General features: G+C 42.5%; 16 protein-coding genes. All 16 read left to right on the forward strand.

Annotated features, from left to right (window positions below):
- The first annotated feature begins 5 nt into the window (after nucleotides 1–5).
- The 16 genes from ACESMA_RS15505 (at nucleotide 6) to ACESMA_RS15580 (ending at nucleotide 26407) form a co-directional block, all read left to right on the forward strand.
- Nucleotides 6–1826, forward strand: coding sequence for a RagB/SusD family nutrient uptake outer membrane protein (locus tag ACESMA_RS15505; protein ID WP_372949764.1), 1821 nt, complete (start codon nucleotides 6–8; stop codon nucleotides 1824–1826).
- Nucleotides 1827–1856: 30 nt separating this feature from the next.
- The gene (locus ACESMA_RS15510; RefSeq protein WP_372949765.1) at nucleotides 1857–4898 is read left to right on the forward strand and encodes a SusC/RagA family TonB-linked outer membrane protein; all 3042 of its coding nucleotides are present in this window, start codon (nucleotides 1857–1859) and stop codon (nucleotides 4896–4898) included.
- Nucleotides 4899–4918: 20 nt separating this feature from the next.
- A complete protein-coding gene (locus ACESMA_RS15515) occupies nucleotides 4919–6676 on the forward strand; it encodes a RagB/SusD family nutrient uptake outer membrane protein (RefSeq protein WP_372949766.1) in 1758 nt (585 codons plus the stop codon).
- Nucleotides 6677–6704: 28 nt separating this feature from the next.
- Nucleotides 6705–7718 carry a DUF5627 domain-containing protein gene (locus tag ACESMA_RS15520; RefSeq protein WP_372949767.1) on the forward strand — a complete coding sequence of 338 codons (1014 nt, stop codon included), beginning with the start codon at nucleotides 6705–6707 and terminating at the stop codon, nucleotides 7716–7718.
- Nucleotides 7719–7796: 78 nt separating this feature from the next.
- Nucleotides 7797–7970 (forward strand): hypothetical protein, encoded by a 174-nt coding sequence (locus ACESMA_RS15525; RefSeq protein WP_372949768.1) that lies wholly within the window; start codon nucleotides 7797–7799, stop codon nucleotides 7968–7970.
- Between the two features lie 144 nt (nucleotides 7971–8114).
- Nucleotides 8115–9974 (forward strand): alginate lyase family protein, encoded by a 1860-nt coding sequence (locus tag ACESMA_RS15530; RefSeq protein WP_372949769.1) that lies wholly within the window; start codon nucleotides 8115–8117, stop codon nucleotides 9972–9974.
- Nucleotides 9975–10384: 410 nt separating this feature from the next.
- The gene (locus ACESMA_RS15535; protein ID WP_372949770.1) at nucleotides 10385–12280 is read left to right on the forward strand and encodes a heparinase II/III family protein; all 1896 of its coding nucleotides are present in this window, start codon (nucleotides 10385–10387) and stop codon (nucleotides 12278–12280) included.
- Nucleotides 12281–12493: 213 nt separating this feature from the next.
- A complete protein-coding gene (locus ACESMA_RS15540; protein ID WP_372949771.1) occupies nucleotides 12494–13522 on the forward strand; it encodes a cellulase family glycosylhydrolase in 1029 nt (342 codons plus the stop codon).
- Between the two features lie 34 nt (nucleotides 13523–13556).
- Nucleotides 13557–14528 (forward strand): hypothetical protein, encoded by a 972-nt coding sequence (locus ACESMA_RS15545; protein ID WP_372949772.1) that lies wholly within the window; start codon nucleotides 13557–13559, stop codon nucleotides 14526–14528.
- A 349-nt stretch (nucleotides 14529–14877) separates the two neighbouring features.
- A complete protein-coding gene (locus ACESMA_RS15550) occupies nucleotides 14878–17097 on the forward strand; it encodes a polysaccharide lyase family 8 super-sandwich domain-containing protein (RefSeq protein WP_372949773.1) in 2220 nt (739 codons plus the stop codon).
- A gap of 19 nt (nucleotides 17098–17116) precedes the next feature.
- Nucleotides 17117–18331: a glycoside hydrolase family 88 protein gene (locus tag ACESMA_RS15555; RefSeq protein WP_372949774.1), complete on the forward strand. Its 1215-nt coding sequence runs from the start codon at nucleotides 17117–17119 to the stop codon at nucleotides 18329–18331.
- A gap of 2 nt (nucleotides 18332–18333) precedes the next feature.
- Nucleotides 18334–19557 (forward strand): alginate lyase family protein, encoded by a 1224-nt coding sequence (locus ACESMA_RS15560; protein WP_372949775.1) that lies wholly within the window; start codon nucleotides 18334–18336, stop codon nucleotides 19555–19557.
- A gap of 67 nt (nucleotides 19558–19624) precedes the next feature.
- On the forward strand, nucleotides 19625–21016 hold the full coding sequence (locus ACESMA_RS15565) for a BNR repeat-containing protein (protein ID WP_372949776.1): 1392 nt from the start codon (nucleotides 19625–19627) through the stop codon (nucleotides 21014–21016).
- Between the two features lie 5 nt (nucleotides 21017–21021).
- Nucleotides 21022–22230, forward strand: a complete 1209-nt coding sequence (locus ACESMA_RS15570) for a glycoside hydrolase family 88 protein (protein WP_372949777.1) — start codon at nucleotides 21022–21024, stop codon at nucleotides 22228–22230.
- Between the two features lie 517 nt (nucleotides 22231–22747).
- Nucleotides 22748–24760, forward strand: coding sequence for an alginate lyase family protein (locus ACESMA_RS15575; protein WP_372949778.1), 2013 nt, complete (start codon nucleotides 22748–22750; stop codon nucleotides 24758–24760).
- Between the two features lie 234 nt (nucleotides 24761–24994).
- Complete coding sequence (locus tag ACESMA_RS15580) at nucleotides 24995–26407, forward strand: BNR-4 repeat-containing protein (protein ID WP_372949779.1); 1413 nt, start codon at nucleotides 24995–24997, stop codon at nucleotides 26405–26407.
- Nucleotides 26408–26522 lie beyond the last annotated feature (115 nt).

Genomic DNA, 26522 nt, shown 5'->3' on the forward strand with positions numbered 1-26522 from the left:
GAAATATGAAAAATATAAAAAAATATAAAAATTTTTATGTGATTTTTTTGATGCTGTTCTTCATTTCAACTTCATGCGAAGATTATTTGGATAAGGCGCCTGAAGCCAGCATCTCTGAAAAAGACGCATACGGGAACTTCAGAAGTTTCCAGGGATTTGTGGAGGAGCTGTATAATTGTGTAATGGATCACGAAAAAGGAGGAGCCTGGAACAAATATTTATTTGCTGATGAAACTTTGGGGCCAAATCCTTATCAGTTTGACCTTGGAAATTACTGGGGAAATGAAGGTTATTTTTATGGTAGTTCCAATGTAAATCCATCTACACTGGAAGGAAGGAACAGAAGAATTTGGGAATGGGCATGGTATGCCATTCGTAAAGCCAACCTTGCTTTGGAAAAACTGGAAGGTACTGAAGAAGAGCCAAGTTTATTTGAAGGAACACAGGAAGAAAAAGACTTGCTGAAAGGGCAGGCGTTGTTTTTCAGAGCCTGGTTCTATTTTGAAATTTCACGCTACTGGGGTGGAATGCCTTATATAACAAGAGTTTTAAGTCCTACCGAAAGCCTGGTAACAGAAGAATTCAACCGATTGAATTTTCAGGAAACAGCGCTGAAAATGGCTGAAGATTTCAGGGCTGCTGCCGATTTGTTGCCCAATCATTGGGATGAAACAACAGTAGGCCAGGTAACTTCAGGTCATAACAATCAGCGGGTTAATAAATTTTTTGCACTTGGATACTATGGGAAAGCATTATTGTTTGCCGCCAGTCCCATGCCTAACGAAGAAGCAACCGGAAGTAATACCTACAACGCCGAATTGGCTCAGCGTGCTGCACAGGCATTTGGTGAGTTGTTAAATTTGGCTGACGAAACTGGGCTTTATGGTTTACAGCCATGGGACCAATACATGCTGAATTTCTTTCATCCCAATAGACAACATCCGGGTGGAAAAGAAGCTATCATGCGGCCAACCATTTACAACCATACGCGTATAAGGTGGTCGGCTATCGGAGGTACAGTTCCTTCTTCGTTTGCATTAAACAGTGGTTCATCTGCTGATGTGCCAACACATAATATTGTTCAGAATTACGGTATGGCTAATGGATTGCCCATAACGGATCCGGAATCAGGATATGATCCCAACGACCCGTGGACAGACCGTGACCCGCGTTTTTATAAGATTATTGTGAAAGACGGAGACCATATTCATCGTGATTTGGCAGCTGATAAGTTTGCTCAGTTATACAATGGTGGCCGTCATCGTTCGCAAATCAATCCGCCAAGCGTAACGGGTTATTATTCAAGGAAATTCAACAACATGGGACCGGATTTTAATACCTCAATGGCAGGTAGTATTTCTGCATATGTTCCATTTTTGCGCATGGCCGATGTTTATTTAATGTATGCAGAAGCTGTGTTATTTGCCAGCAACGGCGGAACACCTCAGAGTACTTCGGGCAATTATAATCTTACAGCCGAAGGAGCGCTGAATATGGTGAGAAACAGGGCTCAGTTACCCAATATTGCTGGAAAATTTACCGCCAGCCGCGATGTATTTTTTGAAGAAATTGTACGCGAACGTGCCGTTGAATTGATTTTTGAAGGCGCCCGTTTTGACGATTTACGCCGCTGGAACCGGAATAATGATCCCAGGTACCTGGATAAAACAGCCATAGATTTTGAAAGGGGTGAAGACGGTAAACCGATCAACATTGCTGAACGAGTAATAGTAACCAGGGTTGCCGAGAAAAAACACAACTGGTTACCCATTCAGGTTGGTTTTACAAAATTGTATGAGGGTTTTCCACAAAATCCGGGATGGTAATCATAAACGATTAATTAAAAACTTTAACAGATGAAGAAAAAATATTATAAAATATTAGCTTTTCTATGCGTGGTTATTTTATTCCAATCCAATGGAGTATTTGCCCAGCAAGAGAGGTTAATAACCATTGAATCGATTATTGTCGATGAAAACGGCAACCCGATTGAAAATGCAGAAATTTTCAGTGGCAGTGCCTATACAAAAACCGATGCCGATGGAAAATTTACCCTGTTAATTGAGCCGGGTTCAAAGTTGATAGTAGAGGCAAAGGGATTTGAAAATACCGCTTTTACAATAGATGAAGCAAGAAACAGAACCAACTTGAGCCTGAAATCAACCCCGTTTTTGTATGGGAGTGATGAAATGGTAGATTTGGCATTCCGTAAAGTACATGAAGGTAATGTTGTAGGTGCATACAGTAATGTAAATGGCGATAAAGTAAATGCTTATGATAATACCATTTGGGCCGGCGATGTTTTAACCGGACGCACCTTAGGAATGCTTGGAGGCAACAGCATCAGGGGAATTGGTATTGGCATTGATGTAGCAGATGCTACCGGAAGCGGACTTTTTTCAGGCAATGCACTATTTATAGTGGATGGCCTTCCACGCGACATTGAATCGTTGAGGTTATCTGAAATTGAGGACATTACCGTGCTTAAAGATGTAAACTCATCAATTTTGTATGGAAGTGCTGCCGTAAACGGAGTTATTTTGATTACTACCAAACGCGGCGAAGCTTTTAAAAAGCAATCAAACTTTTCTGCAAATTACGGAATTTCAACGCCTCGTGCTTTACCTAAGTTCCTCAATTCAGCAGATTACATGACCTATTATAACCTGGGCAGGACCAACGACGGCCAATCTGAGGCATTTAGCGAAGAACAAATTGAAAATTACCGGTCGGGAAATAAATATCGTTATCCTGATGTAGATTATTATTCCGATGAATACCTGAAACCATTTAAAAGTTATTTCGATTTAAACGGCCAGTTTTCCGGAGGAAATGATGTAGCCAAATATTATTCAAATGTTGGCTGGTATTCTTCCGGTGGTTTGCTTGATTTTGGTGAAGGCGCCAATGCGCGAAACAACGTATTTAATGTTCGTGGTAATGTTGATTTACAAGTGAATGACTGGATTAAAACATCGGTTGACGGAGTTTCGCTTTTCGGAAATAACAGGAGTCAGAGAGGAAATTACTGGAGCTCAGCTTCAAGTATCAGACCTCATTTATATACTCCGTTATTACCGTTTGATTTAATAGATTCTGAAAACAGCCTGTTAAACGCCAGGAAAAATGATGTGAATGGGGAATATCTCATTGGTGGAAATTCGAATTACATCACTACACCTTTTGGAGATGGTTATGCCGGTGGTGTTTACGAGCGGATTTTCAGGAAGTTCTCTTTCAATAACCGGGTTGATTTCGATTTGAATGCGATAACCCAGGGACTATCATTCCATACCAACATTAGTTTCGATTATTTTACTGCGTATGACCAAACTGTTTACAATCAGTACTCAGTATATGAACCAATCTGGGCAGAAGACGAAGATATGATTGTTGATTTAAGACAACATGGTACTGACAACCGCCCGGGAACTCAGGCTGTTGGAAATGCCATGTTTCGCAGAAGGTTTGGTTTTTACGGATTATTCAGTTACGACAGAATGTTTAACAATGTACATCACGTAACGGGTTCGTTACTGGGTTATGGAAGTAACTTTAAAGAAACCAACGATTTTCAGGGTGTAAAACAAGCGCATGTTGGACTTCAGGTTAATTATGTATTTGATAAAAAGTACATGGTTGATTTTAGCAGCAACTATGCCAATTCAGTAAAATTACCCGAAGGAAACAGGGGCGGATTTTCTCCTTCTTTGGGGCTGGCCTGGATGATGAGCAAGGAAGATTTTATGGCATCGGCTGATAATATTGATTATTTGAAATTAAGATTGTCTGGCGGTATTTTAAATTCTGACCTTCCTATTGGCGGATTCTTCTACTATGATAACCGGTATGCCGGTTCCGGCAGTTACAACTGGTTCGAAGCAACCAGAAGCCGGGGTGGTGTGAGCTCAAGCTGGAGCGACAACCCAAACCTGGGATTTGCCAAACGCAACGAGTTAACTTTTGGGTTTGACGGATTATTTTTTGATAAATTTCTTGGTGTTGAAGCCAACGTATTTTATGAAAAATACAGCGATTTGGTTACGCGGCCAAATACAATTTACCCCAGTTTCTATACTCCATACATTCCTTACGAAAATTTCGAAGCCGATGTTTACAAAGGAGTTGAAGCTGGCATTGATTTAAACAAATCTTTTGGTGATTTAAATTTGGTGTTAGGAGTGAATATGCTTTATGTTACTTCAGAACGTACTATTGTAGATGAAGTATATAGCAACGACTATCAATACAGGCAAGGACATCCGAGAGATGCAACTTTCGGTTTGGAAGCTGTGGGTCTGTTTGAAGACCAGGCTGATATTGACAACAGCCCGATTCAGGCTTTTGGCGCAGTGCAACCTGGCGACATTAAATACAAAGACCAGAATGGCGACGGCATTGTTGATGGAAATGATGAAGTTTATTTGCGCCGCTGGCAAGCTCCGCTTTCAGGTGGTCTGGATATAAAATTATCGTTTAAAAACCTCACCCTTTATGTTTTGGGCGAGGGCCGGTCAGGTTCCGAAACCTTTATGGAAGGAAATTATTACTGGGTTGACGGAAACGATAAGTATTCTGAAGTAGTTCTTGGAAGCTGGACTCCGGAAACAAAAAATACAGCAACTTACCCAAGGTTAAGTGCCGAGTCAGACAACAACAACTTCCGCAGGTCAAGCTACTGGCTGTATAATAACGATTATTTCAGCATCAGAAAAATTCAGCTTACCTATAAAGTACCGCAGGTAGTTGCCAGTACGTTGTTTATGAAAAATCTGGATGTATTTATAGATGCTTCAGATGTTTACCAATTTGCTAAAAACCGTGAAATAAGAGATTTGAGAGTAGGTGCAGAACCTTATACCAGAACTTTTTCACTGGGGGTAAAAGCTAATTTTTAATTCATTAAAAAAGATTAATTATGAAATTAAATAAAATATGGTCATTACTGCTGGTTTTGATAATGTTTGTGTCATCATGCGCGTTACTGGAACCTGAAGATGATAACCACAGTACATTGCAAAGGGTATATGATGACCCTGAATTTGCAGAAGGCTTACTTATCAGAGCTTATGCGTACATTCCAACAAATGATTACTGGTGGGATGAAGTAGCCACTGACGATGCCGTGACGAATAATAAATTCAGTTCATACATGCGTATGGCAACCGGGGAGTGGACTGCTTTATACAATCCGCAAAATTTATGGGATGATTGCAACAGGTCAATTTTGTCGCTGAACCAGTTTTTAGATGTAGTGGAGGAAGTGCCATGGAAATGGACTGACGAAACACTAAACGATTTATATGTGAGAAGACTTACAGGCGAAGCTTACGCTTTAAGAGGTCTGATGAAGTATTTCCTTTTACGGAACCATGCCGGTGTTGGCGAAAATGGTGAATTACTGGGTATTCCAGAATATAATGAATTTTTGCAAACGCAGGAAGATTTCTCCAAACCAAGAGATAATTTCGCTCAATCTGTTCAAAGTGCTTATGCCGATTTGGATAAGTCACTGGAATACCTTCCCATGGATTATGGCGATGTAAGCGAGGGAAATATCCCTGCCGGATTTGGTGGAATTTCACTGGATAATTACAATACCGTATTTGGGAACAACACGTTGCAGCGAATGACCGGACGCCATGCAAAAGCCATAAAAGCACGTTTAGCTTTGTTGGCTGCTAGTCCTGCATTTAATCCGGAAAATGATGCTGCCTTATGGGAAACTGCTGCAAACTTTACGGCTGAGTTGCTGAATGAAGTAGGCGGAATTAGCGGACTGGATCCCAAAGGACACATTTTCTACCTGAAAGAACAAGTAGATGAAGCTGATTTAACCAGTGGAGACAGAAAAGACCTTCAGGAAGTTCTTTGGAGACGACCCATTTATACAAACAACGCAAGGGAAAGCGATAATTTCCCTCCTTCAATTTACGGAAACGGAAGAATTAATCCAACCCAAAACCTGGTGGATGCATTTCCCATGGCAAACGGTTATCCGATTAACAACCCAAGTTCAGGTTTTAATCCTGAGAATCCTTACGAAGGAAGAGACCCGCGTTTATCGTTGTATATTGTTTATGATGGAAGTACCATGCGCGGGAATGCCATAGAAACCGGAGTTGGCGAAGGTGACGATGCAATTGGTTCATTGGAGAATTCTACACGGACAGGGTACTATTTGAAAAAAATGCTGAGAGAAGATGTTAACGTAGATCCATCTTCGTCATCGTCTCAAAAGCATTTCAATACACATGTCCGTTACACTGAATTATTTTTGAATTATGCCGAGGCAGCCAACGAAGCATGGGGGCCAAACGGAAGCGGTGCTCACGGGTATTCAGCAAAAGACGTGATTGCTTCCATTCGTAACCGTGCAGGTATTGAACAACCCGATAGTTACCTGGAGTCGGTTTCAGACCAGGGAGCAATGCGTCAGTTAATTCGCAATGAAAGAAGACTGGAACTTTGTTTTGAAGGATTCCGTTTTTGGGATGTGCGCAGATGGAAAGAAGATTTAACCGTTCCTGCTCAAGGTGTTCGGATTAGTGGAAATACTTATACTCCGTTCAATGTGGAAGACCGTGTTTATAATAATGAATATATGCATTACGGTCCAATTCCTGACAGGGAAATTGTTAAATTTGGTTTGATACAGAATAAAGGCTGGAACTAAATTGTTTGAAAAATTTAAATAGATAAAGATGAAGAAAATACTTTTAATACTATTGATAGCAAGCGGGATGATGGCCTGTCAAAATTTTGATATCGACCATCCTGACTTTGACTATACATCCGGATATTTTCCGTATCAGTTTCCGGTAAGAACACTGGTTTTGGGCGATTACATTTATGACAACTCGAATGATAACGATCATAAATTTGTTATTTCTGTTGCTATGGGTGGAGTTTACGAAAACACTCAAAACAGGGAATTCGGTATTGAAGTGGATGAAAGTTTGTGCAACAGAGTTTTATTTTCTGCTGACGGCGATACTATTCACGCCCTTCCATCAAGTTACTACACGTTAAGCGATAACAGCAAAATTGTGATACCAAGTGGTAAATTTAACGGAGGTGTTGAAGTACAGTTAACCGATGCATTCTTTAACGATCCGCTTGCCATAAAAAATACCTATGTTGTACCAATCAGAATTACTGGTTCGGCAGATGTTGATACTATTTTGGTGGGGCAGTCAGACAATCCGAATGCTGATCCCCGGGTAGCCGGACAGTGGATTGTGGCACCAAAAGATTTTACCATGTTTGCTGTAAAATACATTAACGAATTTCATGGCACCTATTTTCATTATGGTTCAAGCAGCGTAAAAGATGCTGCCAATGCTGTTGTTGAAAACACAACTTACAGTGAAACGTATGTGGAAAACAATGGAACAGCAAAATTGGTTACAACCGGAAGATATCAGGTTTCACTCAGTACATTTTTGAAATCAGAAGTGATGACCGGCGAAGTAAATATGGTTTTAACTTTCAACGGAAATAATTGTACAATTACGGCTGCTGAAGGTTCTCCTTATACCATTTCCGGTACCGGCGTATTTAAATCAAAAGAATATGCATGGGGAGATAAAGAAAGAGATGGTATTGAATTGAGTTTTTCCGTTTCAAACGAAGAATATACTTACGAGGCTACTGATGTATTGGTTGCAAGAGACAGAGGAGTTGTTTTGGAAACATACTCTCCTGAGGTTTATTAGTGACTTTTAGTTTTTTCACTGAAAAACTATAACCGGGTTTATACCTGGTTTTAGTTTTTCTTCTTAAACATCAAAACTATGTGGAAGAATGTAATCATCTCAACTGCCCCCATTATCATCACATTAAATAGTTTTGGTGAAAAAGATTACCTTTACATTCCGGTAAACAATACCAACAAATACGATATTCTTAAAAAAACCAATCCTGTTCAACTTAAATTGGAAGGTGAAATTTTCAATACATTGAAGTAATAATAAATGTTTTTATTGCCTGTTTTTCAGAAATTTCAAAAATCTCCGGTTCTGTTTTCGATAAGAATAATTGTTTTTTGTTTTGTTTTCACTTGTTTTTTTATCGAGCAGGCTTATGCACAAATAAATGATTTTTCAGTAGAAGTGAAATCTCTGATCTCCAGAATCGATTTGGATTCTGAAGGCCTCGAAAAAGTAAAACAATCTTTGGATAATCCCGAAAACGCAGCCCGCGAATTGCTCAACTATTACAAGCAAAGAAACTCGGTTAACCACCCAATCGACAGAAACTTAATTGCAACTTCACGTGGAAATATTGCCACCGAAAAAGATTTTGAAACCGCCAACAATGCACTCAAACACATATTTGTGGGACAACCTGCCTATCCGCCCTATTTTTGTGGCGACGACATCGATTGGGGAACCCGCCCGGTGCCCGATAACGAATGGGTTTGGCAGCTCAATCGGATGAGTTTCTGGGAAGCTATGGGAAAAGTCTATTGGCACACTGGCGATGAAAAATATGCCGAAGCCTGGGGCGAACAACTCATAGACTGGACCCGAAAAAATCCCAACGATGAAAACCACAAATATGCCTGGCGCTCCATCGAAGCCGGAATCCGCGGCTACCGCTGGACCGGTTTGTTTCAGCGGTTTATCGATTCTCCTTCATTTACACCCGAAGTGCTGGTGGCATTTTTGAACAGTTGCCACGACCACACCGAATACCTGATGACAAAATACACTACCCGCAGCAACTGGGGATTGATGGAAGCTGAAGGAATGGCGTTTATTGCCATCACTTTTCCAGAATTTGAAAATGCTGAAAAATGGCGCGAAGAAGCATTTCGCCGGTTAAATAATGAAATCAATATACAGGTTTACCCCGACGGGCACCAACGCGAACTGGCCATGGGCTACCATTTGGGTTGCATTGGCTGGTTTTTCAGAACATACGAACTCGCGAAAATGAATGGAATTGAAAATGCTTTTCCGGATTCTTACCTCGAACGCATTGAAAAAATGTGTGAGGTTCCCATGAAATTGTGCCTGCCCAATGGCACCAACGTACAATTTGGCGATGCCTGGGAAGGAACACCGGGTCAGCATAATGAAAGGTTCAGGGAGTGGGCGGAGTTTTTCGGAAGGGAAGATTTTTTATATCTCGCAACGGATGGAAAAGAAGGGAAAAAACCTGATTCCACTGCGTATGCACTTCCTGTTAGCGGACTTTATTCCATGCGAAGTGGTTGGGATGAGGATGCCGTTTGTCTGGTTTTAAAGTGTGGTCCGGATGGCGGTGGTCACAGTCAACCAGATAACGGAACATTCGATTTGTATGCCGGAGGCAGAAACCTTATGCCTGATGCCGGAAGCTACATTTACAGCGGAAATCCCGAAGGTCGGGCCTGGTTTCGACAAACCAAAGTGCACCAAACACTTACACTTGACGGCAAAAATTCAAAATACGATCCGAACCTGATTTTATGGCAACCGGGAGACAGCCTCGATGTTTTGGTGGTTGAAAATAAGAGCTACGAAGATTTGACCCATCGGCGTACAGTATTTTTTGTGGATAAAAGATATTGTGTCATTGTTGATGAAGCCCACGGTTCTGCAGCAGGCGATGTAGCCATTCATTTCCAACTGGCTCCGGGTGGGGGAGAAGCGGTTTTCAATCACGCTGCAAATTCAGTCCAAACCGGCTTCAACCAAGGCTGGAATGTTTTCGTTCAAACTCAAAATCAACCGGATTTGAAACTTGAAGAGGAAGAAGGCTGGGTTTCTTTTAAATATACTGTTAAGGAACCACGCCCGGCTTTTCGTTACCATTTAAAAAAAGAGTCTGAAAAAAGTAACGTCCGTTTTGTAACCCTCGTAATTCCATTTGAAAAAGAGGTTCCGGAAATTCAAATCACCCGGATAACAGAGGAGTCCGGTAAGTTGAAAATTGAAGTTTTGGAAAACGGATATAGAAAAATATTTGATTATAAAATGAATTAAAAAACGATCCATTTTACACCGCGGCTTCAGCTCGTCATCTTAAAAAAAAATGTATTTATTTGAAGTTCATTGAGATATGCAACAAAGTTCCACGAAGCGAGTCCCCATTTGGTCGAGATATTAAATTTGGAAAACGAATGATTTATACCAAAGGGGGATTTCAGGGGGATTCAGAATTTTTGAGATGATTTCTCAATCCCCCTTAAATTCCCCTTCCGAAGGAATTTCTATCGAAGCGGACGCGCTCCGAACAATGTCACTACCTTGATTGGCAGTATTATAGCCGGAAGATTAATTCCTGGTTATATTGCAATTAGTAATTTTGAAACCGATGACTATAAAAATTTGAGTAAGAGAAAAGTCCGTTAAAAAAACGAAGAATATATTTATAACATCTAATACCAATTAAAATGAGAACAAAATTGAATTTTCTAATCAGTTTAATGTGCATTTTTGCTGTAACAGCAACATTTGCAACTGCAGGAATCAACCCGTCTTCCTCCGGCGACGAAGATGTTCCAAAACTCGACAATCCCATGTCGGTGCAATACCTGAAAAAGAACCTGCGGAAATCGCAGCCGCGACTAGTTTTGAATGCCCAAACCGAACGGAACCTCAGGAACAAACTGAAAACCGATCCTGTGGTCCAAAACATGTACAAAGCCATTCAGTTAAATGCTTCCGAAATTCAAAACGAACCACTGCTGGAGCGAATTATGACTGGCCGCCGATTACTTTCGGTTTCCCGCGAAATGCTTTACCGCATAAACATGCTGGGTATGGTTTACCGCATCGATAAAGACCCGAAAGTTCTGCAACGCATTAACGACGAGGTTGTTGCCGTTTGTAATTTCTCCGACTGGAATCCCTCGCATTACCTTGATGTGGCCGAAATGTCGATGGCAGTTGCCATCGCACTCGACTGGACTGCCGGAAAGTTGCCCAAATCAACCATCGAACTGGCAAAAACAGCATTGATTGAAAAAGGAATAAAACCGAGCTGGCCCGAAAATGGCCGGAATCCTGGCTGGGCTTACGGAACCAATAACTGGAACCAGGTGTGTAATGGCGGAATGATTGCCGCTGCCATTGCCATTGCCGAAGAAGAACCCGAACTGGCTGCTAAAACAATCCACCGTGCACTCGATGGACTTCCTCATTCTCTTGTCGAATACGGCCCTGACGGTGTTTATCCCGAAGGTTCAACCTACTGGAGTTACGGTACCAGTTTTTCAGTTACAACTGCTGCAATGCTCGAAAGTGCTTTCGGTACCGACTTTGGCCATTTTGAATACCCGGCATTTAAAGAGAGTGCTGTGTTCCGGGTTTTAATGAATACCCCGTCGGGCTGGTATTACAACTTTGCCGATTGCGGTGACAGACGCGGAGCACAGGGCGATATTACGCTGGCTTGGTTTGGCACCAAAACCGGGAATGCTTCCTTTTTCGAAAAAGAACGGTTTTTAATGCCTGCCGAAGACATGGGGAAATTATCAAGGCTTGCAGGGGCAGCATTGGTTTGGATTGCGCAATATGAAGAAAAGGGAGCAGAAAAAGTTCCGACTGCATGGAAAGGTGAGGGAGCAAATCCTGTTGTTGTTTTTACAGGGGGTGAAAATGATCTGCACCATTATTATTTTGGTGGAAAAGGTGGCCGCGGAATGGTGAACCATGGTAACATGGACGGAGGTTCTTTTATTTTCGAACTGAATGGCGTGCGCTGGTCTATCGACCCTGGAAACCAGAGCTATAACGAACTGGAAATTACCGGATTCGATTTGTGGGGCCGCTGTCAGAACTGTGAACGCTGGACACTGCTTACCAAAAATAATTACGGACACAGCACCATAACCGTTAACGACTCTCTGCACCGCACCGAAGGGTTGGTTACATTAACCGATTTCAAAGCAGGTAACAATCCTGAAGCAACATTCGATATGTCTGCAACACTGGGCAATTTGGTTGCAGGTGCATCCCGGAAATTTGTAAAAGACAGCCCAACTTCAATCCTTATTGAAGATGATATTAAAATCAATGACAATACAAAAGAGATAAAATGGCACATGTTGACCACCGCCGATGTGGAAATTGTTGATGGCGGTGCAATTCTGAAACAGGATGGCAAAACTTTAAAACTGGAAAACCTTTCACATCCCGATTTGATGGTTTCAGTTGTTTCGCTTTATCCGGCGCCTCTTGAACTCGACCGGCAAATTGAAGGCCTGAAACGCCTCGAAATTCGTATTCCGGCCTGGACCGTTGAAGGTGAAAAAACGAATATAAAAGTTAGGCTTTCAGGAGAGTAGGAGTTAATTGGTATAAATTTTACACCGCGACTTCAGCCCGGTAGTTACAGACATAACAACAGAGAAACAGGCTTTAGCTGTTAAGAGAATTAAATGCTAAAGCCAACAAAATAGACAGATTGCCAAAACCACCGGATTAAACGCCGGTGTAAAAAAACAGTTATTGCATCTTTTAAAAATGAAAGTTCGTTTATCAGACAAATTAAAATATGAATGAATAAAACAGGTTTTCTTTTTTTGTTGTTGATATGTTTTGGCCTGGGTTTTTCCCCGGCATCAGCTCAGGAGTTAAAAGTTGAGGGACAGTTTTTTACACTGAATGGCAAACCTTTCGATATGTGGGGTGTGCGTGTGGCGAGTGCTTCGCAATCAGAAGAATATACCCGCAATCTGATAAAAAATCTGGATGATTACAAATCAGTTGGGATCAATACCATCTCTGTTTTTGTGCAGGGTTCAAGTGGAGGTTACTCCGACCCGTTTGCAGAAAACGGAAAAACCATCGATAAAAAACATTTAAAGAGGTTGAAGCAGATTATAAAAGCCTGTTCTAAAAAAGAAATGGTGGTAATTGTGGGCATATTTTACCAGCGTACTGTTCGCGATCCTGAAATCGGGAATTTGAAATCTGAACAAGCCATTCGAAATGCAGTTCGCACGGTTACCAAAGAACTTAAGCCTTTCAATAACATCATCATTAACATTGCCAACGAGCAAAATTCGGGTTATTACAAAGATTTTAAAGCTTTTAATTTTAATGATCCGCAAAATATTATTGGTTTGTGTAAAGAAGTAAAACAAACTGATTCCAACCGTATTGTTGGGGCGGGCGGTTACCACGACAGTTCCAATGTGGTTATCGGAAAATCGGAATTTGTGGATGTCTTGCTTTTTGACACGTTTAGCGGCGATATAGAAAAAGGTCACGACAGCGGTTGGCATTACAATTTCTTTAAAGCCCAAGGTGTACCTGAAAAACCCATCGTAAATGTTGAAATTTTTGGCGGCTGGACCGGTCAGTTCACTCCGCAGGGCGTTTATCCTGATGAAGCAAAAAAAATTCATTGGAATGAAATTGAAGCGGCAAAAACCCAACCCGGTTTATTTGTCCATTTTCATTCAAATACCTGGTTTCAGGGTGCCGGTCAGGATTTTGAAAACCGTTTTGATTTGGGCGGAAAGGGCACACCTTACGATCCCGGGGTGAGATGGTATTTTCAAAAAATTATGGAAGAAAATTAGAAATAGATAAATTTTGAATTAAATCCTGTTAAAAATGAATAGTATATATTTAGTCGTCCTTGTTCCGCTTCTGGTTTTTGTTTCCTGCACGCAGGCGCAAAATGAGGAGAACATTTCAGAACCTGTGCTGATTTTTCAATCCGGATTTGAACCGGAATCCAAAGTGATATCAAGAGGTTCGGATGCCGATATTGTTGGAACAGACCTTTCTTTCAGTGAAAAAAATGATTGGGCGAACGACTTGGATAACAATCCGCTGGTCGGAGATTTTAACCTGCAATACCAGGGAGGAGACTCCACCCAGCGTTTTGTCAAAATAGTGCCCGAACCCGGAAATCCCGAAAATCACGTGCTGCATTTCTGGTTAAACGAACCCAATGTGGGTGGCACAAAAGGTCGGATTCAGGCCAATATTTACGGCGGAAAAACCGGGCTGAAGGAATTTTACCAGTCGGTGAGGATTTTTTTGCCGGAAGATATGAAAACGGTGCGCACTTTTCCCGACAAAATTCACTGGCTAACCATTGCCGAATTCTGGAACAACATTACCTGGAGCCAGAACGTGCCCTTTGGTTTCCGTATTACACTTGGCCTGGGAAAACCGGATTCTGTTGAAAGCGATCTGTATTTTATTCTCGATGGCCAGGATTGCCAGCTTTTTGAAGACGGCAGCCAGAAATACACCACACTCTGGTCCGAAATCAATCAGAATGTGAAAGTTCCACTCGGGGAATGGTTCACAATGGATTATTATTACAAAGAAGGTGATGCAGGGAAAGGCAACTTTTATATGACCATTCAGCCGGATGGCGGACAAAAAGCGGTGATTTTCGATGTAACTGAGTTCACGCACAACTCGCACGATCAGAATCCCGATGGGGTAACCGATTTTAATCCGCTGAAATTATACACCTCGAAAAAACTGATTGATTACATGAGCAGTAAAGGCAAAACGTTGCAAATTTACTGGGACGATTTTAAGCTGTGGAAAGACAGGAGACCGTGAGAAGAGAGAAGACCGAAATCGGAAGTCGGAAGACCGAAGACGAAACTTTCTTGCACCAATGTCCCCCTGTTAAGGGGGACAAGCCCGGTTTTCCGGGCAGGGGGTAAAAATACCTGGAAGAGGGAAGAGGGAAGACGGAAGAAAGAAGTTAGCAAAAGGAAGACAAAACTTTCTTGCACCAATGTCCCCCTGTTAAAGGGGACAAGCCCGGTTTACCGGGCAGGGGGTAAAGAAGTCAGGAGGCCGAAGTCGGAAGACCGAAGAAAGGAGTCAGAAGTGATTATAGAATTTGAATTGAAAAACAGTCCATTAATAATTATTGAACATTAATTCATAAAAATCTGATAAAATGAACAAACAAAAAACACTGATTTTAAGCTTTATACTTTTAGGTTTACTACATAACGTATTTGCTGCTTCAACCGATTTTGAAATGATAAAAAAGCGCGTAAATGAAACTCTGATGCAGTCATCTGTTAATGATGCAGAAATTGAGAATTTGGTGAATTCAATCCGGGAAGATGGAACATGGCCAGGAATTAATTACGAGGACGTTTCCAACGAAGGTTTTGAACACCGGAACCACCTTGGGAATATGGTAACGTTGGCAAGGGCTTTCAAAGCAAAATCCTCGAAATTCCATAAAAATAAAAAAGTAAAAAATGCGATTGAACTGGCGCTAAAAAACTGGGTGGACAACGATTACATTTGTCAAAACTGGTGGCACAACCAGATTGGTACTCCCAATAATCTGGTCCATTTAATGCTGCTTGTTGGCGACGAACTGCCGAAGGATTTGATGGAAAAAGCACAACCCATTATTGGCCGGGCACATATTGATGCACCGGGTGCACGTCCGGGCGGCGACCGCATTAAGATTGCCGGAATTCAGGCAAAAAATATGCTCTTCGTTGGGGATACAGAAACTTTTAACAAGGTAGTCAGAGTGATTGAAAGCGAGATTAAATTCTCGGAATGGGTTGGCGCTGAATACGGTTACGGATTTCGTCATATTCCTTCAGGCTTTGCCAATCGCGAAATGGGCGGGCGCGGCATTCAGTACGATTACAGTTTTCACCACCGGGTTGATGGCGTGAACAACACGCTTTCCTATGGAACAGGTTATGCCGATGCTTTTGCTGAATGGGTAGCCTACACCGCAGAAACAGAATATGCTTTTTCTGAGGAGAAAATCAACCAGCTTGTTGATTATTACCTCGATGGAATTTGCAAACACCTTATTTTTGGCAAATATCCAGACCCGGGTGCAAAAAACAGGAGCATTTCACGCGAAGGAACTTTACGTCCTTTTGGCTCGTCCATCATTTCAAAATTGCTCACTTCCACCAATTACCGAAAAAGTGAACTGGAAGAAATCAAAAATACCCGCGATAATGGGGCTAAATCAACACTTTCTCATGCTACTTTTTACTGGCATTCAGAACATTTTTCTTTTCAGCGCCCCAAATGGTTTACATCTGTAAGAATGTATTCCACCCGCACCCACAATATGGAAGTCCCATACAACAGTGAAGGGCTGTTAAACCATCATCGCGGAGACGGTGCCAATCATATTTCCAGAACAGGCGATGAACATTTCGACCTTGCCCCGGTGTTCGATTACCAGAAAGTTCCGGGCGCCACAATTATGCAAAAACCTGAATTGCCGGCCCCAAATGAAATTCAGAAATTAGGTTCCATGGATTTTGTGGGTGCAGTAACCGACGGAATTTATGCAGCAGTTGGGATTGATTTCAGAAGTCCGCACGACCCGCTGGTGGCCCGTAAAAGCTGGTTTTTTTTCGATGATGAATATGTTTGTTTGGGCGCAGGAATTTCGTGTAAACAACAACTCCCGGTGGTTACAACGGTCAACCAATGCCTGCTTCGCGACGATGTTACGCTTTCTTCGGGTAACAATAAATCGGTCGTTGAAAGAGGGGAAAACGAATTTGAAATCGTGGATTGGGTTTTTCACGATGGAATTGGTTACGTATTTCCTGAACCGGCAACTGTTGAATTAAAAAACAGTGCTGAAACAGGATCATGGTGGAGAATCAACAAACAGTCCGATTCGCCCAAAGATCAAATCAGCCTCGATGTTTTTAAACTGTGGCTCAACCATGGCCAAAGGGCATCTGAAGAAACCTATGAATATATTGTGGTACCGGCAACAACTATGGCAGACTTAGAAAAAAACAGCTCGAAAAACAATATTGAAATTTTATCGAACACGCCCGAAATTCAGGCTGTTAAACATTCAAGATTAAATATGTGTCAGGCCGTGTTTTATAAAGGTGGTGAATTGCAGCTTGCAAACAGTGTAAAGCTGGTTTCTTACAATCCGGGAAACGTAATTCTTAAAATGAACGGCGAAAAAATAACCGAAATTTCGGTGTCCGATCCAAATCGCGAACTATTCAGGTTTACTCTTTCAGTTTCGTCAAAAATTGAAAAGAACGGAGAAAATTTTAACACAGTTTGGAATTCAAATGAAGGAACTACACAAATTTCTATTGAACTGCCAAAAGATAATTATGCAGGAGACAGTGTAACCATTCAATTATAAAATCAATAAATTTGAAAAAATGAAACAAAAGATGAAATCAGTAAAATACCTTGCCAGAATTGTTTTTTTTATTTTAATCAGTACCATCTCCTGCAAAAAAACCGATCCAATGCAGGAAGTCATTTCCAAAAGTTTTGATGTAATTGAACAACAGGCATTGGGAATGGCTGAGTATTTAGACGATAAAGAGGGAAGGTTGCCAAGGTCGTATGTAAAAGAGAAGGATGAAATTATTACTTCCGATTCAAGATGGTGGTGTAGCGGATTTTTCCCCGGTGTGCTGTGGTATTTGTATGAATATACAGGTGACCCCGGTCACATGGGATGGGCTGAAAAATATTCAGCAAGAGTTGAAAAAGAGAAATACAATACATATGACCACGACATCGGATTTCAGATTTACTGCAGTATTGGTAATGGCTACCGGCTTACTGGCCGTGAAGATTACCGCGATGTTATGGTTGTGGCCGGAAAAAGCGCTTTGGAAAGGTATAACCCTGATTTGGGAGTAATTCGGTCATGGGATTCCAACCGTCAAAAATGGCAATACCCGGTTATTATCGATAATATGATGAATCTGGAATTATTGATGTGGAACTTTGACCATACGATGGAACAAAAATTCAGGGATGTAGCGGTTTCACATGCCGATAAAACCCTGGAACACCATTTTCGGCCTGACAACAGCTCATACCATGTGGTTTCCTACGATACCCTAACCGGATTGCCACATGTTAAACAAACGCATCAAGGGGCATTCGATGAATCCATCTGGGCGAGAGGAAATGTTTGGGGATTGTACGGCTATGTGGTGATGTACCGCGAAACAAATTTAGAAAGGTATCTAGACCAGGCCACAGCTATTGCTAACCTGTTAATCGATCACCCAAATATGCCGGAGGACGGAATTCCATACTGGGATTACCTGGCTCCTGAAATTCCGGATGCACTGAGAGATGCATCTGCCGGAGCAATCATGGCATCGGCGCTTATTGAACTGAGCACCCTCACTGAAGGCGAATTGAGCCAAAAATACCTGTCAATGGCCGAAAAGCAGCTTACTACGCTGGCATCACCCGAATACCTGGCCGAACCTGGTACAAACGGTTTTTTTGTTTTGAAAAGAAGTGTCGGCCATTTGCCCGGAAACAGTGAAGTAGATGTTCCTTTAACCTATGCCGACTACTATTTTGTGGAAGCATTACTGAGATATAAAACGTTAAAAGGCTGGTAAAAATGAGAACAAAATTATTCCTGTTTGTGATAACGCTCTTTATAACGATTTCCGGCTGCAACAGTAAAAAAGTTGAAACTGCTGACGTTCGTCTCGGTGGCTGGGAGTATTCATGGATGGACGAGGTAAAATCTGATTTGAAAAATGGTGGAAGTGAATTTCTTCCGGCTTTTAATCAGTTGCTAAAAGAGGCAGATGAAGCGCTCGCAGGAGGAGTTTATTCGGTTACCTTTAAAAATCTGGTTCCGCCCAGTGGTTCCAAAAACGATTATATGAGCATGGGGCCTTACTGGTGGCCCGATCCCGAAAAACCCGATGGTTTGCCTTACATTCGCCGCGACGGCGAAGTGAATCCTGAACGGGAAAATTTGGACAGCGCTCAAAAAAGTAAAATGATAAATGCAGTCCGGAATTTGTCCCTCGCCTGGTTTTTCTCCGGAAAAGAGGATTACGCAGAAAAAACTGCGGAACTTTTAAGGGTCTGGTTTCTGAATCCTGAAACGCTGATGAACCCGCACCTGAATTACGGACAATCCATTCCGGGAAGAACAGAAGGCCGTTTTATCGGAATTATCGATGGCAGGTCGTTTGCAGAACTGGTAGATGCCATCGCCCTGCTCGAATCCTCCGGTGTGTTAACTGTGGAAGAAAAAATAGGGCTGCGGAACTGGTTTGAGGCATATTTTACGTGGCTTACAACCAGTGAATTTGGAAAAGAGGAAGACGATTACAAAAACAACCACTCGGTGGCTTACGATGTGCAGGCCTGTGGCATTGCTTATTTCCTGGGAAAAGACGATTACGTGAGGCAAAAAGTGGGAGAAATGGCTGAACGGAGAATCGATCCAATGATAGAAGAAGATGGCCGCCAGCCACACGAATTAATACGTACTAAAGCTTTTGGATATTCGGTGAGCAATCTGCGCAATTTTTTCGATACAGGTGAATTGGGGTTGAAAGTTGGCGTCGATATTTTCAGCTATACCAATCCAAAGGGAGGTTCGTTAAAAAAAGCCTTGGATTATTTAATCGGATTTATCGGCCGTGAACAGGACTGGCCCTACGAACAGATTTCAGGATGGGAAAGCACCGAAAACAACCTGGGATTGCTGATTAGACGGGCAGCCCGCATATATGAAAATCAGGATTATCAGAATCTTTGGGAAAATACGTTTTCGGAACGACTGAAAAACAATTGGCGGTTGCTGGTTGAACCTGAATTATAAATCGGAGTGCGTTTCACAATTGCCAATTCTTTGTGTGTTTGGAAAAAACAATAAAAAAATGAAAATCATGATGTACATTTTATTTTTAACAATAGCCCTGGCATTTTTAACAGGATGCTCACAATCGGGAGCACAGGAACCAATTGTAATCGATGAAACCGGGAATACAGAAACCATTGTTCAGACCATTGAAATTGACAGCGTTTGGGCAGGCCACCCGGTTGGTTTTTCCTTGCTCACACACGGAGAACGGCAATACATTGCTTACTACAATGCCAACCGAAATATGGTAGTCGGGCAACGTAATCTGAGCGACCCGGAGTTCCAGTTGCACATTATGCCGGCCACATCCCGCGAAACCCACGGTGGCACAAGCACCGTACTTGGCTGGGACAGTCACAATTCGGTTACCCTCGGAATCGATAAGGAAAACCATATCCATCTTTCCGGGAACATGCACGTACATCCGATAACCTATTTCAAAAGCTCCCTTCCGAATGACATTTCTACTTTGGAACAGGAAATGGAAATGGTTGGAACCGATGAAAAAAGAGCCACCTATCCCAAGTTTATGAACGACAGAAATGGTGAACTCATCTTTCATTACCGTGACGGAAGCAGTGGATCCGGCAACGAAATTTATAACACTTACAACACTGAAACAAAATCCTGGAGCAGGCTGCTCGATGCTCCGCTTACCGACGGTCAGGGTCTGATGAATGCCTACCAGTCGCAGCCAACATTAATGAAGGACGACTGGTACCATGTGTATTGGGTTTGGCGCGATACGCCTGATTGTGAAACAAACCACGATTTATCGTACATGAAAAGTCCTGACCTGAAAAACTGGTTCAACGCTTTTGGTGAACCGGTTGAATTGCCGGCTACCATCGAAAACAAATCGTTGATTGTAGATCCGGTACCTCCGGGAGGTGGAATCATTAACCTCGCAGCCCGGCTCGTTCTGGATAAAGACAACAATCCGGTTTTCATTTACCACAAATACGGCGACGATGGTAACCTACAGCTTTTTGTGGCTCAAATCGAAGGAAAAAATTGGGTTTCAAAACAAATTACCGACTGGGATTACCGCTGGGAGTTTTCTGGCAGGGGAAGTATTGTTTTTGAAGTTTCCCTGAGAGATTTTAAACCGCGTAACGATGGATTTTATGAATTCAGTTACTGGCATGTGAAATACGGAAACGGAACCATTCTTCTTGACAAGAATTTCGATAATGTGGGAAAAGTGCTGAAACCTGAACCATTTGGTGAATCATTAAAAACCGAAGGCGATTTTCCCGGATTGCAGGTTCGTACAACAGGTGACATTGGTAATCCCGAACAAGATGAAATCCGTTACATGCTGAAGTGGGAAACTCTGGCGCATAATCGCGATCGGCCCCGGCCTGAACCCTGGCCCGAACCCAGTCAATTGTATTTGTATAAACTGGAAAAATAATATACATGAAAAAAGCTATTCAATTTTTTATCGCTTTAATTGCAATTTTTATTGTTGCAACATCTTTTCAATTCTATTCAGCAAAAAAAACATCTGATTTTATAAACGAAAATGTAAAATTCGCAGCCAAACAATATGGTTTGCAAACCGAGATTATTGAAAAATCAGGAGAAGTCTTAAATCCAAAATCCATCATCGACGGAAAAATGAAATACATCCGGCCACAGGAATGGACATCCGGTTTTTTCCCCGGAAGCATGTGGTATTTGTACGAACTCACCGGAGATGATAAATGGAAAAACCTGGGAATCAAATACACCGAAGCCATCGAGGAAGTGAAAAACCTGACCAATCATCATGATGTGGGATTTATGATTGGTTGCAGCTTTGGAAATGCCCTCCGTTTAACCGAAAATGAAAGGTACAAGGATGTGATTGTTCAGGCAGCCAAATCGTTGTCCACACGGTTTCGTCCAAATGCCGGAATCATTCAGTCGTGGAATGTGACCGGCGGCTGGCAGGCCGAACGTGGCTGGGAATGCCCGGTAATTATTGACAACATGATGAACCTGGAACTGCTTTTTGATGCTACTAAATATTCAGGCGATTCCACATTTTACAACATTGCAATTGCCCACGCTGATAAAACCATTGAACACCACTTTCGTGATGATTACACCACATGGCATGTAATCGATTATAGTCTGAAAGACGGCTCAGTGCGGCACAAACATACGGCTCAAGGGTTTTCACACGAATCCACCTGGGCGCGCGGACAATCCTGGGGAATTTATGGTTACGTGGTTTGCTACCGCGAAACCGGCGATGCCAAATATCTTGACCAGGCTAAAAAAGCGTTTGAAGTTGTAGCCAAACATATCAATATGCCGGAGGATAAAATTCCCTATTGGGATTTTGATGCACCTAATATTCCCAATGCCCTACGCGATGCTTCGTCGGCGGCAATCATGGCCTCGGCATTATACGAAATGGCAACTTATGAAAATAGAGAATATTATAAAGGCTGGGCCGATGATATTATGGAAAGCCTGGCAAGTCCGGCATACCGGGCTGAAGTTGGCGAAAACGGCAACTTTTTGCTGAAACATTCGGTGGGAAGTATTCCGCACGGCTCTGAAATTGATGTGCCGCTGAATTACGCCGACTACTATTTTTTGGAAGCATTAAAACGTAAACGGGATTTGGAGAAGTAGAAGAAGTGGGAAGCAGGAAGTAGGAAGCAGGAAGTTGGAAGAAGGAAGAAGGAAGTCTGAAGACCGAAGACCGAAGACGAAACTTTCTTGCACCACTGTCCCCTTGACAAGGGGGACAAGCCCGGTTTACCGGGCAGGGGGTAGAAGAAGTAGGAAGATGGATGCAAGAAGTCTGAAGTTGAATGATTGGAGCGGGAGGTCTGAAGTATGAAGACGAAACTTACTTGCACCAATGTCCCCCTGTTAAGGGGGACGAGTTCCGTTTTAACGGGACGGAGGGGATAAAAAACAGTAGGAACCAGTAAGTCTGAATTATGAAGGCGAAGCCTGGTTCACCAGGTAGGGGGTAAAGAAAACAGGAAAACCAATGACCGTGTAATCTGGAGATAAATATAGCCCCGGGTTTTAACCCGGGTACAAAGTTATCACAGGATAAAAGGTTCAACTGTCAGCTTGGTTTGAAATGTCGGCCGACTTTGAACCGCAAATATGAAAAGTGATTAAAATAACCAATAATATGAAGACAAAAATTTTCACCTTAATCTTTATCTTCCTGATGATTTCAGGAATAGTTTCTACACAAAAATGGCAGGAAATCACTTCGGTGGAGGATGTAGTTGCAGCTTATCCCGAAGAAATGAAAAAAATGCTGGGAGAATTCAACCTCGATTACCCCGGAATGGAAAAAGTGAAAACTGCCTGGGAAGCAGGAAATCTGACTGAAGCCTGTAAGCATCTGCTCGAATATTACAAAAACAGCGAAAATGCAGAGTATTTGAGAAAAACGCTGCCTGAAAAATCAAACCGGACAGAAGCTGAAGCCGATACCATTCTAAAAAATGTGTTTGTAATTCAGAATGTAAGGGGGCAGGTTCCGTGGGGCGACGATGGCCATCGCGACTGGTACTGGAAAGGTCCGAACAACGACCGCGAATGGGCCTGGCTCTCAAACAGGCACAGCCAGATAAGTCACGTTTTTGATATATATATGGAAACCGGAAATCCGAAATATGCTGATTATATCGATCTGTTCTTGCGCGATTTCATCATAAAAAGCATGCCTTATCCGGCACAAAAAGGGAGCGAATCTATCTGGCGGGGCCTCGAAGTAAGTTTCCGTGCAAAAGTCTGGTCACGTATTTTTTACGGGATGCTAAACAGCGAATACTTAACACCTGCAACCCGGCTGCTGATGTTAAGCAGTCTTCCCGATCACGCCCATTACAACAGGAACTTTCATGGCGGGAATAACTGGCTGACCATGGAAATTTCAGCGTTGGCAACTGTGGCCACCAATTTTCCGGAATACAAAAACGGGGAAGAGTGGCTCGACTATTCCATTGGCGCTATGGTGGAAAGCATGAAAGACCAGGTTTATCCTGATGGTGTCCAAACTGAACTCACTTCGCATTACCACAATGTTTCGCTCAGTAATTTTGAGTTGTTTAAAGAAATCTGCGATCGGGCCAATAAACCGTTGCCTGATTTTTTCAACCAGACTATTGAAGACATGTATTTTTATATTGCCCATGCTGTAAGGCCCGATGGAAATAGAATTTTGAACAACGATGGCGACAGGGGCAGTGATCGTGAACGCATTCTGAAAGGTGCAGAAAAATTCAATAAACCCGATTGGGAATACATTGTTACGAACGGGCAATCGGGAGTGAAACCAGTTGACGGGCCTTCGTATTTTTTCCCGTGGGCAGGCCATTTAATTTCGCGAAGCGGTTTCGATGCCGAAGCGCATTGGTCGTTTTTCGATATCGGACCGTGGGGAAGCGGGCATCAGCACAACGATAAACTGCACATTTCCATTGCCGCATACGGGAGAGATTTGCTGGTGGATGCCGGCCGGTTTGCCTACACCGGCGAAGTGGCTGAAAAGTTCCGGCCTTATGCACGTGGAAGCCAGGGACACAATGTTTTTCTCATCGACGGAAAAGGACAGGGGCCGGGAGTTCCAGTTACAGACGACCCGGTTTCTAAAAAGCATTGGCTCATTACCGATGAATACGATTACGCATGGAGTTCGTTCGATTCTTTTACAGGGTTGGAAGGAAAATGTGAACACACCCGCCGGTTGTTTTATGCACGCGGCGATTTGTGGGTGGTGGTTGATCAAATTACAACTGACCGACCCCGGAAAATTGAAGCACTCTGGCACTGGCATCCCGACTGCAAAGTTGTAGTTGACGGAGAATTAGTTTCAACCCAAAATGAAAAAGGGAACCTGCAGGTTATTCCGGTTGGAAATCAGAAGTGGAATATTAAAATGGTGAAAGGTCAGGAAGAACCCGAAATTCAGGGCTGGTACAGTGTAGAATACAACAAATACGAACCCAATGTTGCCTCCATCTATTCAACTAAAATTGAATCGGACAGCAAGTTTGTGTGGGTGCTTTTCCCTTCGGAAAAAGTGGAAACAGGTATTCTGGCGGAAATTGTTTCAGAATCCTCAAGTGAAATAAAAATAAAAGTTTGGAACGAAAAGAATGATCAATGGGTGATTGATGTTCCGTTGGATTAATTGATAATTGTAATAAGAGCGACTAAATTTAGCCCCAACTTTCAAGTTGGGGATCAAAATAGTGAAAAAAAACAGGCTCATCTTAGCCCGTTCAAAAAAGAGTGGTTGCTGCATGAGCCGCAAACTGAAAAGTTGATTAAAAGAAATTAATGGCTCAAAGACGGATTTGAAAGGTAAGTGCAATCCACAATGCTATAGTGCAGGTGTAAAAAAGAATTTCAAAAAATAAAAATAATGAAACTTATTTTAATTGCTGCCATTTTACTGGCCGGTTTTTTTGCCAAAGGCCAGTCTTTAAACAACACCAAATTCGACGGCTACCGCGGCATCTGGTTTGAACTTAACCAGAAATACGAATACGGCGACAAGTACTCAGGCGCGTTGGGAACTTATACGGCAAAACATGTTCCTTTGGCAATTTATTCACCTGAAGCTGATAAAACGTTTTTTGTGTACGGCGGAACAAAAGCTGAAGACGAACGCTACCTGCTTTGTATGATTGGCGAATTTGACCATAAAACCGGCATGCTTTCCAAACCTACCGTGGTTTACGACAAACTGGGTGTCAACGATCCGCACGACAATCCTTCCATTATGATTGACGATGAAGGTTTTATCCTGGTATTTGTGAGTGGTCGCGGACGAAACCGGCCCGGATTCAAATATAAAAGCAAAAAACCGCTTAACATTGATGCCTTCGAACAAATTACCGAAGAAGAGATGACCTACCCGCAACCCTGGAATACTGACAAGGGCTACCTGCATCTGTTTACAAAATACACCGGCGTCCGGCAGTTGTATTTCGAATCAAGCCTGGACGGGGTTACCTGGACCGAAGACCGTTTACTTGCTGCCATTCCGGTTAACGAAGGGGAACGCTCGGGACATTACCAGACCAGCGCCTTTTTTAATGGCGAAAAAGTAGGTACTTTTTTTAACCGTCACCCCGATGGAAATGTGGACAAACGCACCGACGTTTATTATATTGAAACCAGCGACCTTGGCCAAACTTGGACCGACGTGCAGGGAAATCCGCTGGAAATTCCGTTGCTGAAACGCGACAGTCCGGCACGTGTAATTGATTACCAGTCGCAGGGGAAAAATGTGTATCTGAAAGACATGGGCTTCGACTCCAAAGGCAATCCTGTTTATCTGTACATTCGGAGCAACGGTCACGAACCCGGCCCGGTGAGCGCTCCGTACGAATGGTGTATTACCAGTTGGAATAGCATGCCCCGATTACTCGGGGGACGTAAATGGAATACAACTGTTGTAACCACTTCGGACCACAACTACGACATGGGCAGCCTGTACATTTCAGAAAAAGAATGGAAAGTAGTGGGGCCAACTGCCGTAGGCCCGCAGGATTGGGGCGTTGGTGGCGAACTGGAAGTGTGGCAATCAAAAAACAAGGGCAAAAAATGGAAGAAACAAAAAACACTGACGAAAAACAGCGAATTCAGCCATGCCTATGTTCGTCGTCCGATTGATTACAAAGCTCCGTTCTGTTTTTTCTGGGCAGATGGACATTCCCACGAGTTCAGCAAATCGCAACTTTATTTTGGCGATTTTGAAGGAAACATCTGGCGGCTGCCTTATGAAATGAAAAGTGATTTTATAAAGCCGGAGAAGTTAATAATGAAGTAATTAAAAAGTTTATCATTTATGGGTGGCGATCCGGTATTACGCAGATTTACAATAATTTGATCAAAAATTGCTCCTGCTTGTTAATATATAAACAACTAAAAATTAACAGTTATGC

The sequence above is a fragment of the Mariniphaga sp. genome, assembly GCF_041687215.1.
Classification (GTDB): domain Bacteria; phylum Bacteroidota; class Bacteroidia; order Bacteroidales; family Prolixibacteraceae; genus Mariniphaga.

Excerpts from the sequence above, each read along its gene's own strand:
- ACESMA_RS15505 (WP_372949764.1), top strand. The coding sequence starts at position 6 with ATGAAAAATATAAAAAAATATAAAAATTTTTATGTGATTTTTTTGATG.
- ACESMA_RS15510 (WP_372949765.1), top strand. The coding sequence starts at position 1,857 with ATGAAGAAAAAATATTATAAAATATTAGCTTTTCTATGCGTGGTTATT.
- ACESMA_RS15515 (WP_372949766.1), top strand. The coding sequence starts at position 4,919 with ATGAAATTAAATAAAATATGGTCATTACTGCTGGTTTTGATAATGTTT.
- ACESMA_RS15520 (WP_372949767.1), top strand. The coding sequence starts at position 6,705 with ATGAAGAAAATACTTTTAATACTATTGATAGCAAGCGGGATGATGGCC.
- ACESMA_RS15525 (WP_372949768.1), top strand. The coding sequence starts at position 7,797 with ATGTGGAAGAATGTAATCATCTCAACTGCCCCCATTATCATCACATTA.
- ACESMA_RS15535 (WP_372949770.1), top strand. The coding sequence starts at position 10,385 with ATGAGAACAAAATTGAATTTTCTAATCAGTTTAATGTGCATTTTTGCT.
- ACESMA_RS15540 (WP_372949771.1), top strand. The coding sequence starts at position 12,494 with ATGAATAAAACAGGTTTTCTTTTTTTGTTGTTGATATGTTTTGGCCTG.
- ACESMA_RS15545 (WP_372949772.1), top strand. The coding sequence starts at position 13,557 with ATGAATAGTATATATTTAGTCGTCCTTGTTCCGCTTCTGGTTTTTGTT.
- ACESMA_RS15550 (WP_372949773.1), top strand. The coding sequence starts at position 14,878 with ATGAACAAACAAAAAACACTGATTTTAAGCTTTATACTTTTAGGTTTA.
- ACESMA_RS15555 (WP_372949774.1), top strand. The coding sequence starts at position 17,117 with ATGAAACAAAAGATGAAATCAGTAAAATACCTTGCCAGAATTGTTTTT.
- ACESMA_RS15560 (WP_372949775.1), top strand. The coding sequence starts at position 18,334 with ATGAGAACAAAATTATTCCTGTTTGTGATAACGCTCTTTATAACGATT.
- ACESMA_RS15565 (WP_372949776.1), top strand. The coding sequence starts at position 19,625 with ATGATGTACATTTTATTTTTAACAATAGCCCTGGCATTTTTAACAGGA.
- ACESMA_RS15570 (WP_372949777.1), top strand. The coding sequence starts at position 21,022 with ATGAAAAAAGCTATTCAATTTTTTATCGCTTTAATTGCAATTTTTATT.
- ACESMA_RS15575 (WP_372949778.1), top strand. The coding sequence starts at position 22,748 with ATGAAGACAAAAATTTTCACCTTAATCTTTATCTTCCTGATGATTTCA.
- ACESMA_RS15580 (WP_372949779.1), top strand. The coding sequence starts at position 24,995 with ATGAAACTTATTTTAATTGCTGCCATTTTACTGGCCGGTTTTTTTGCC.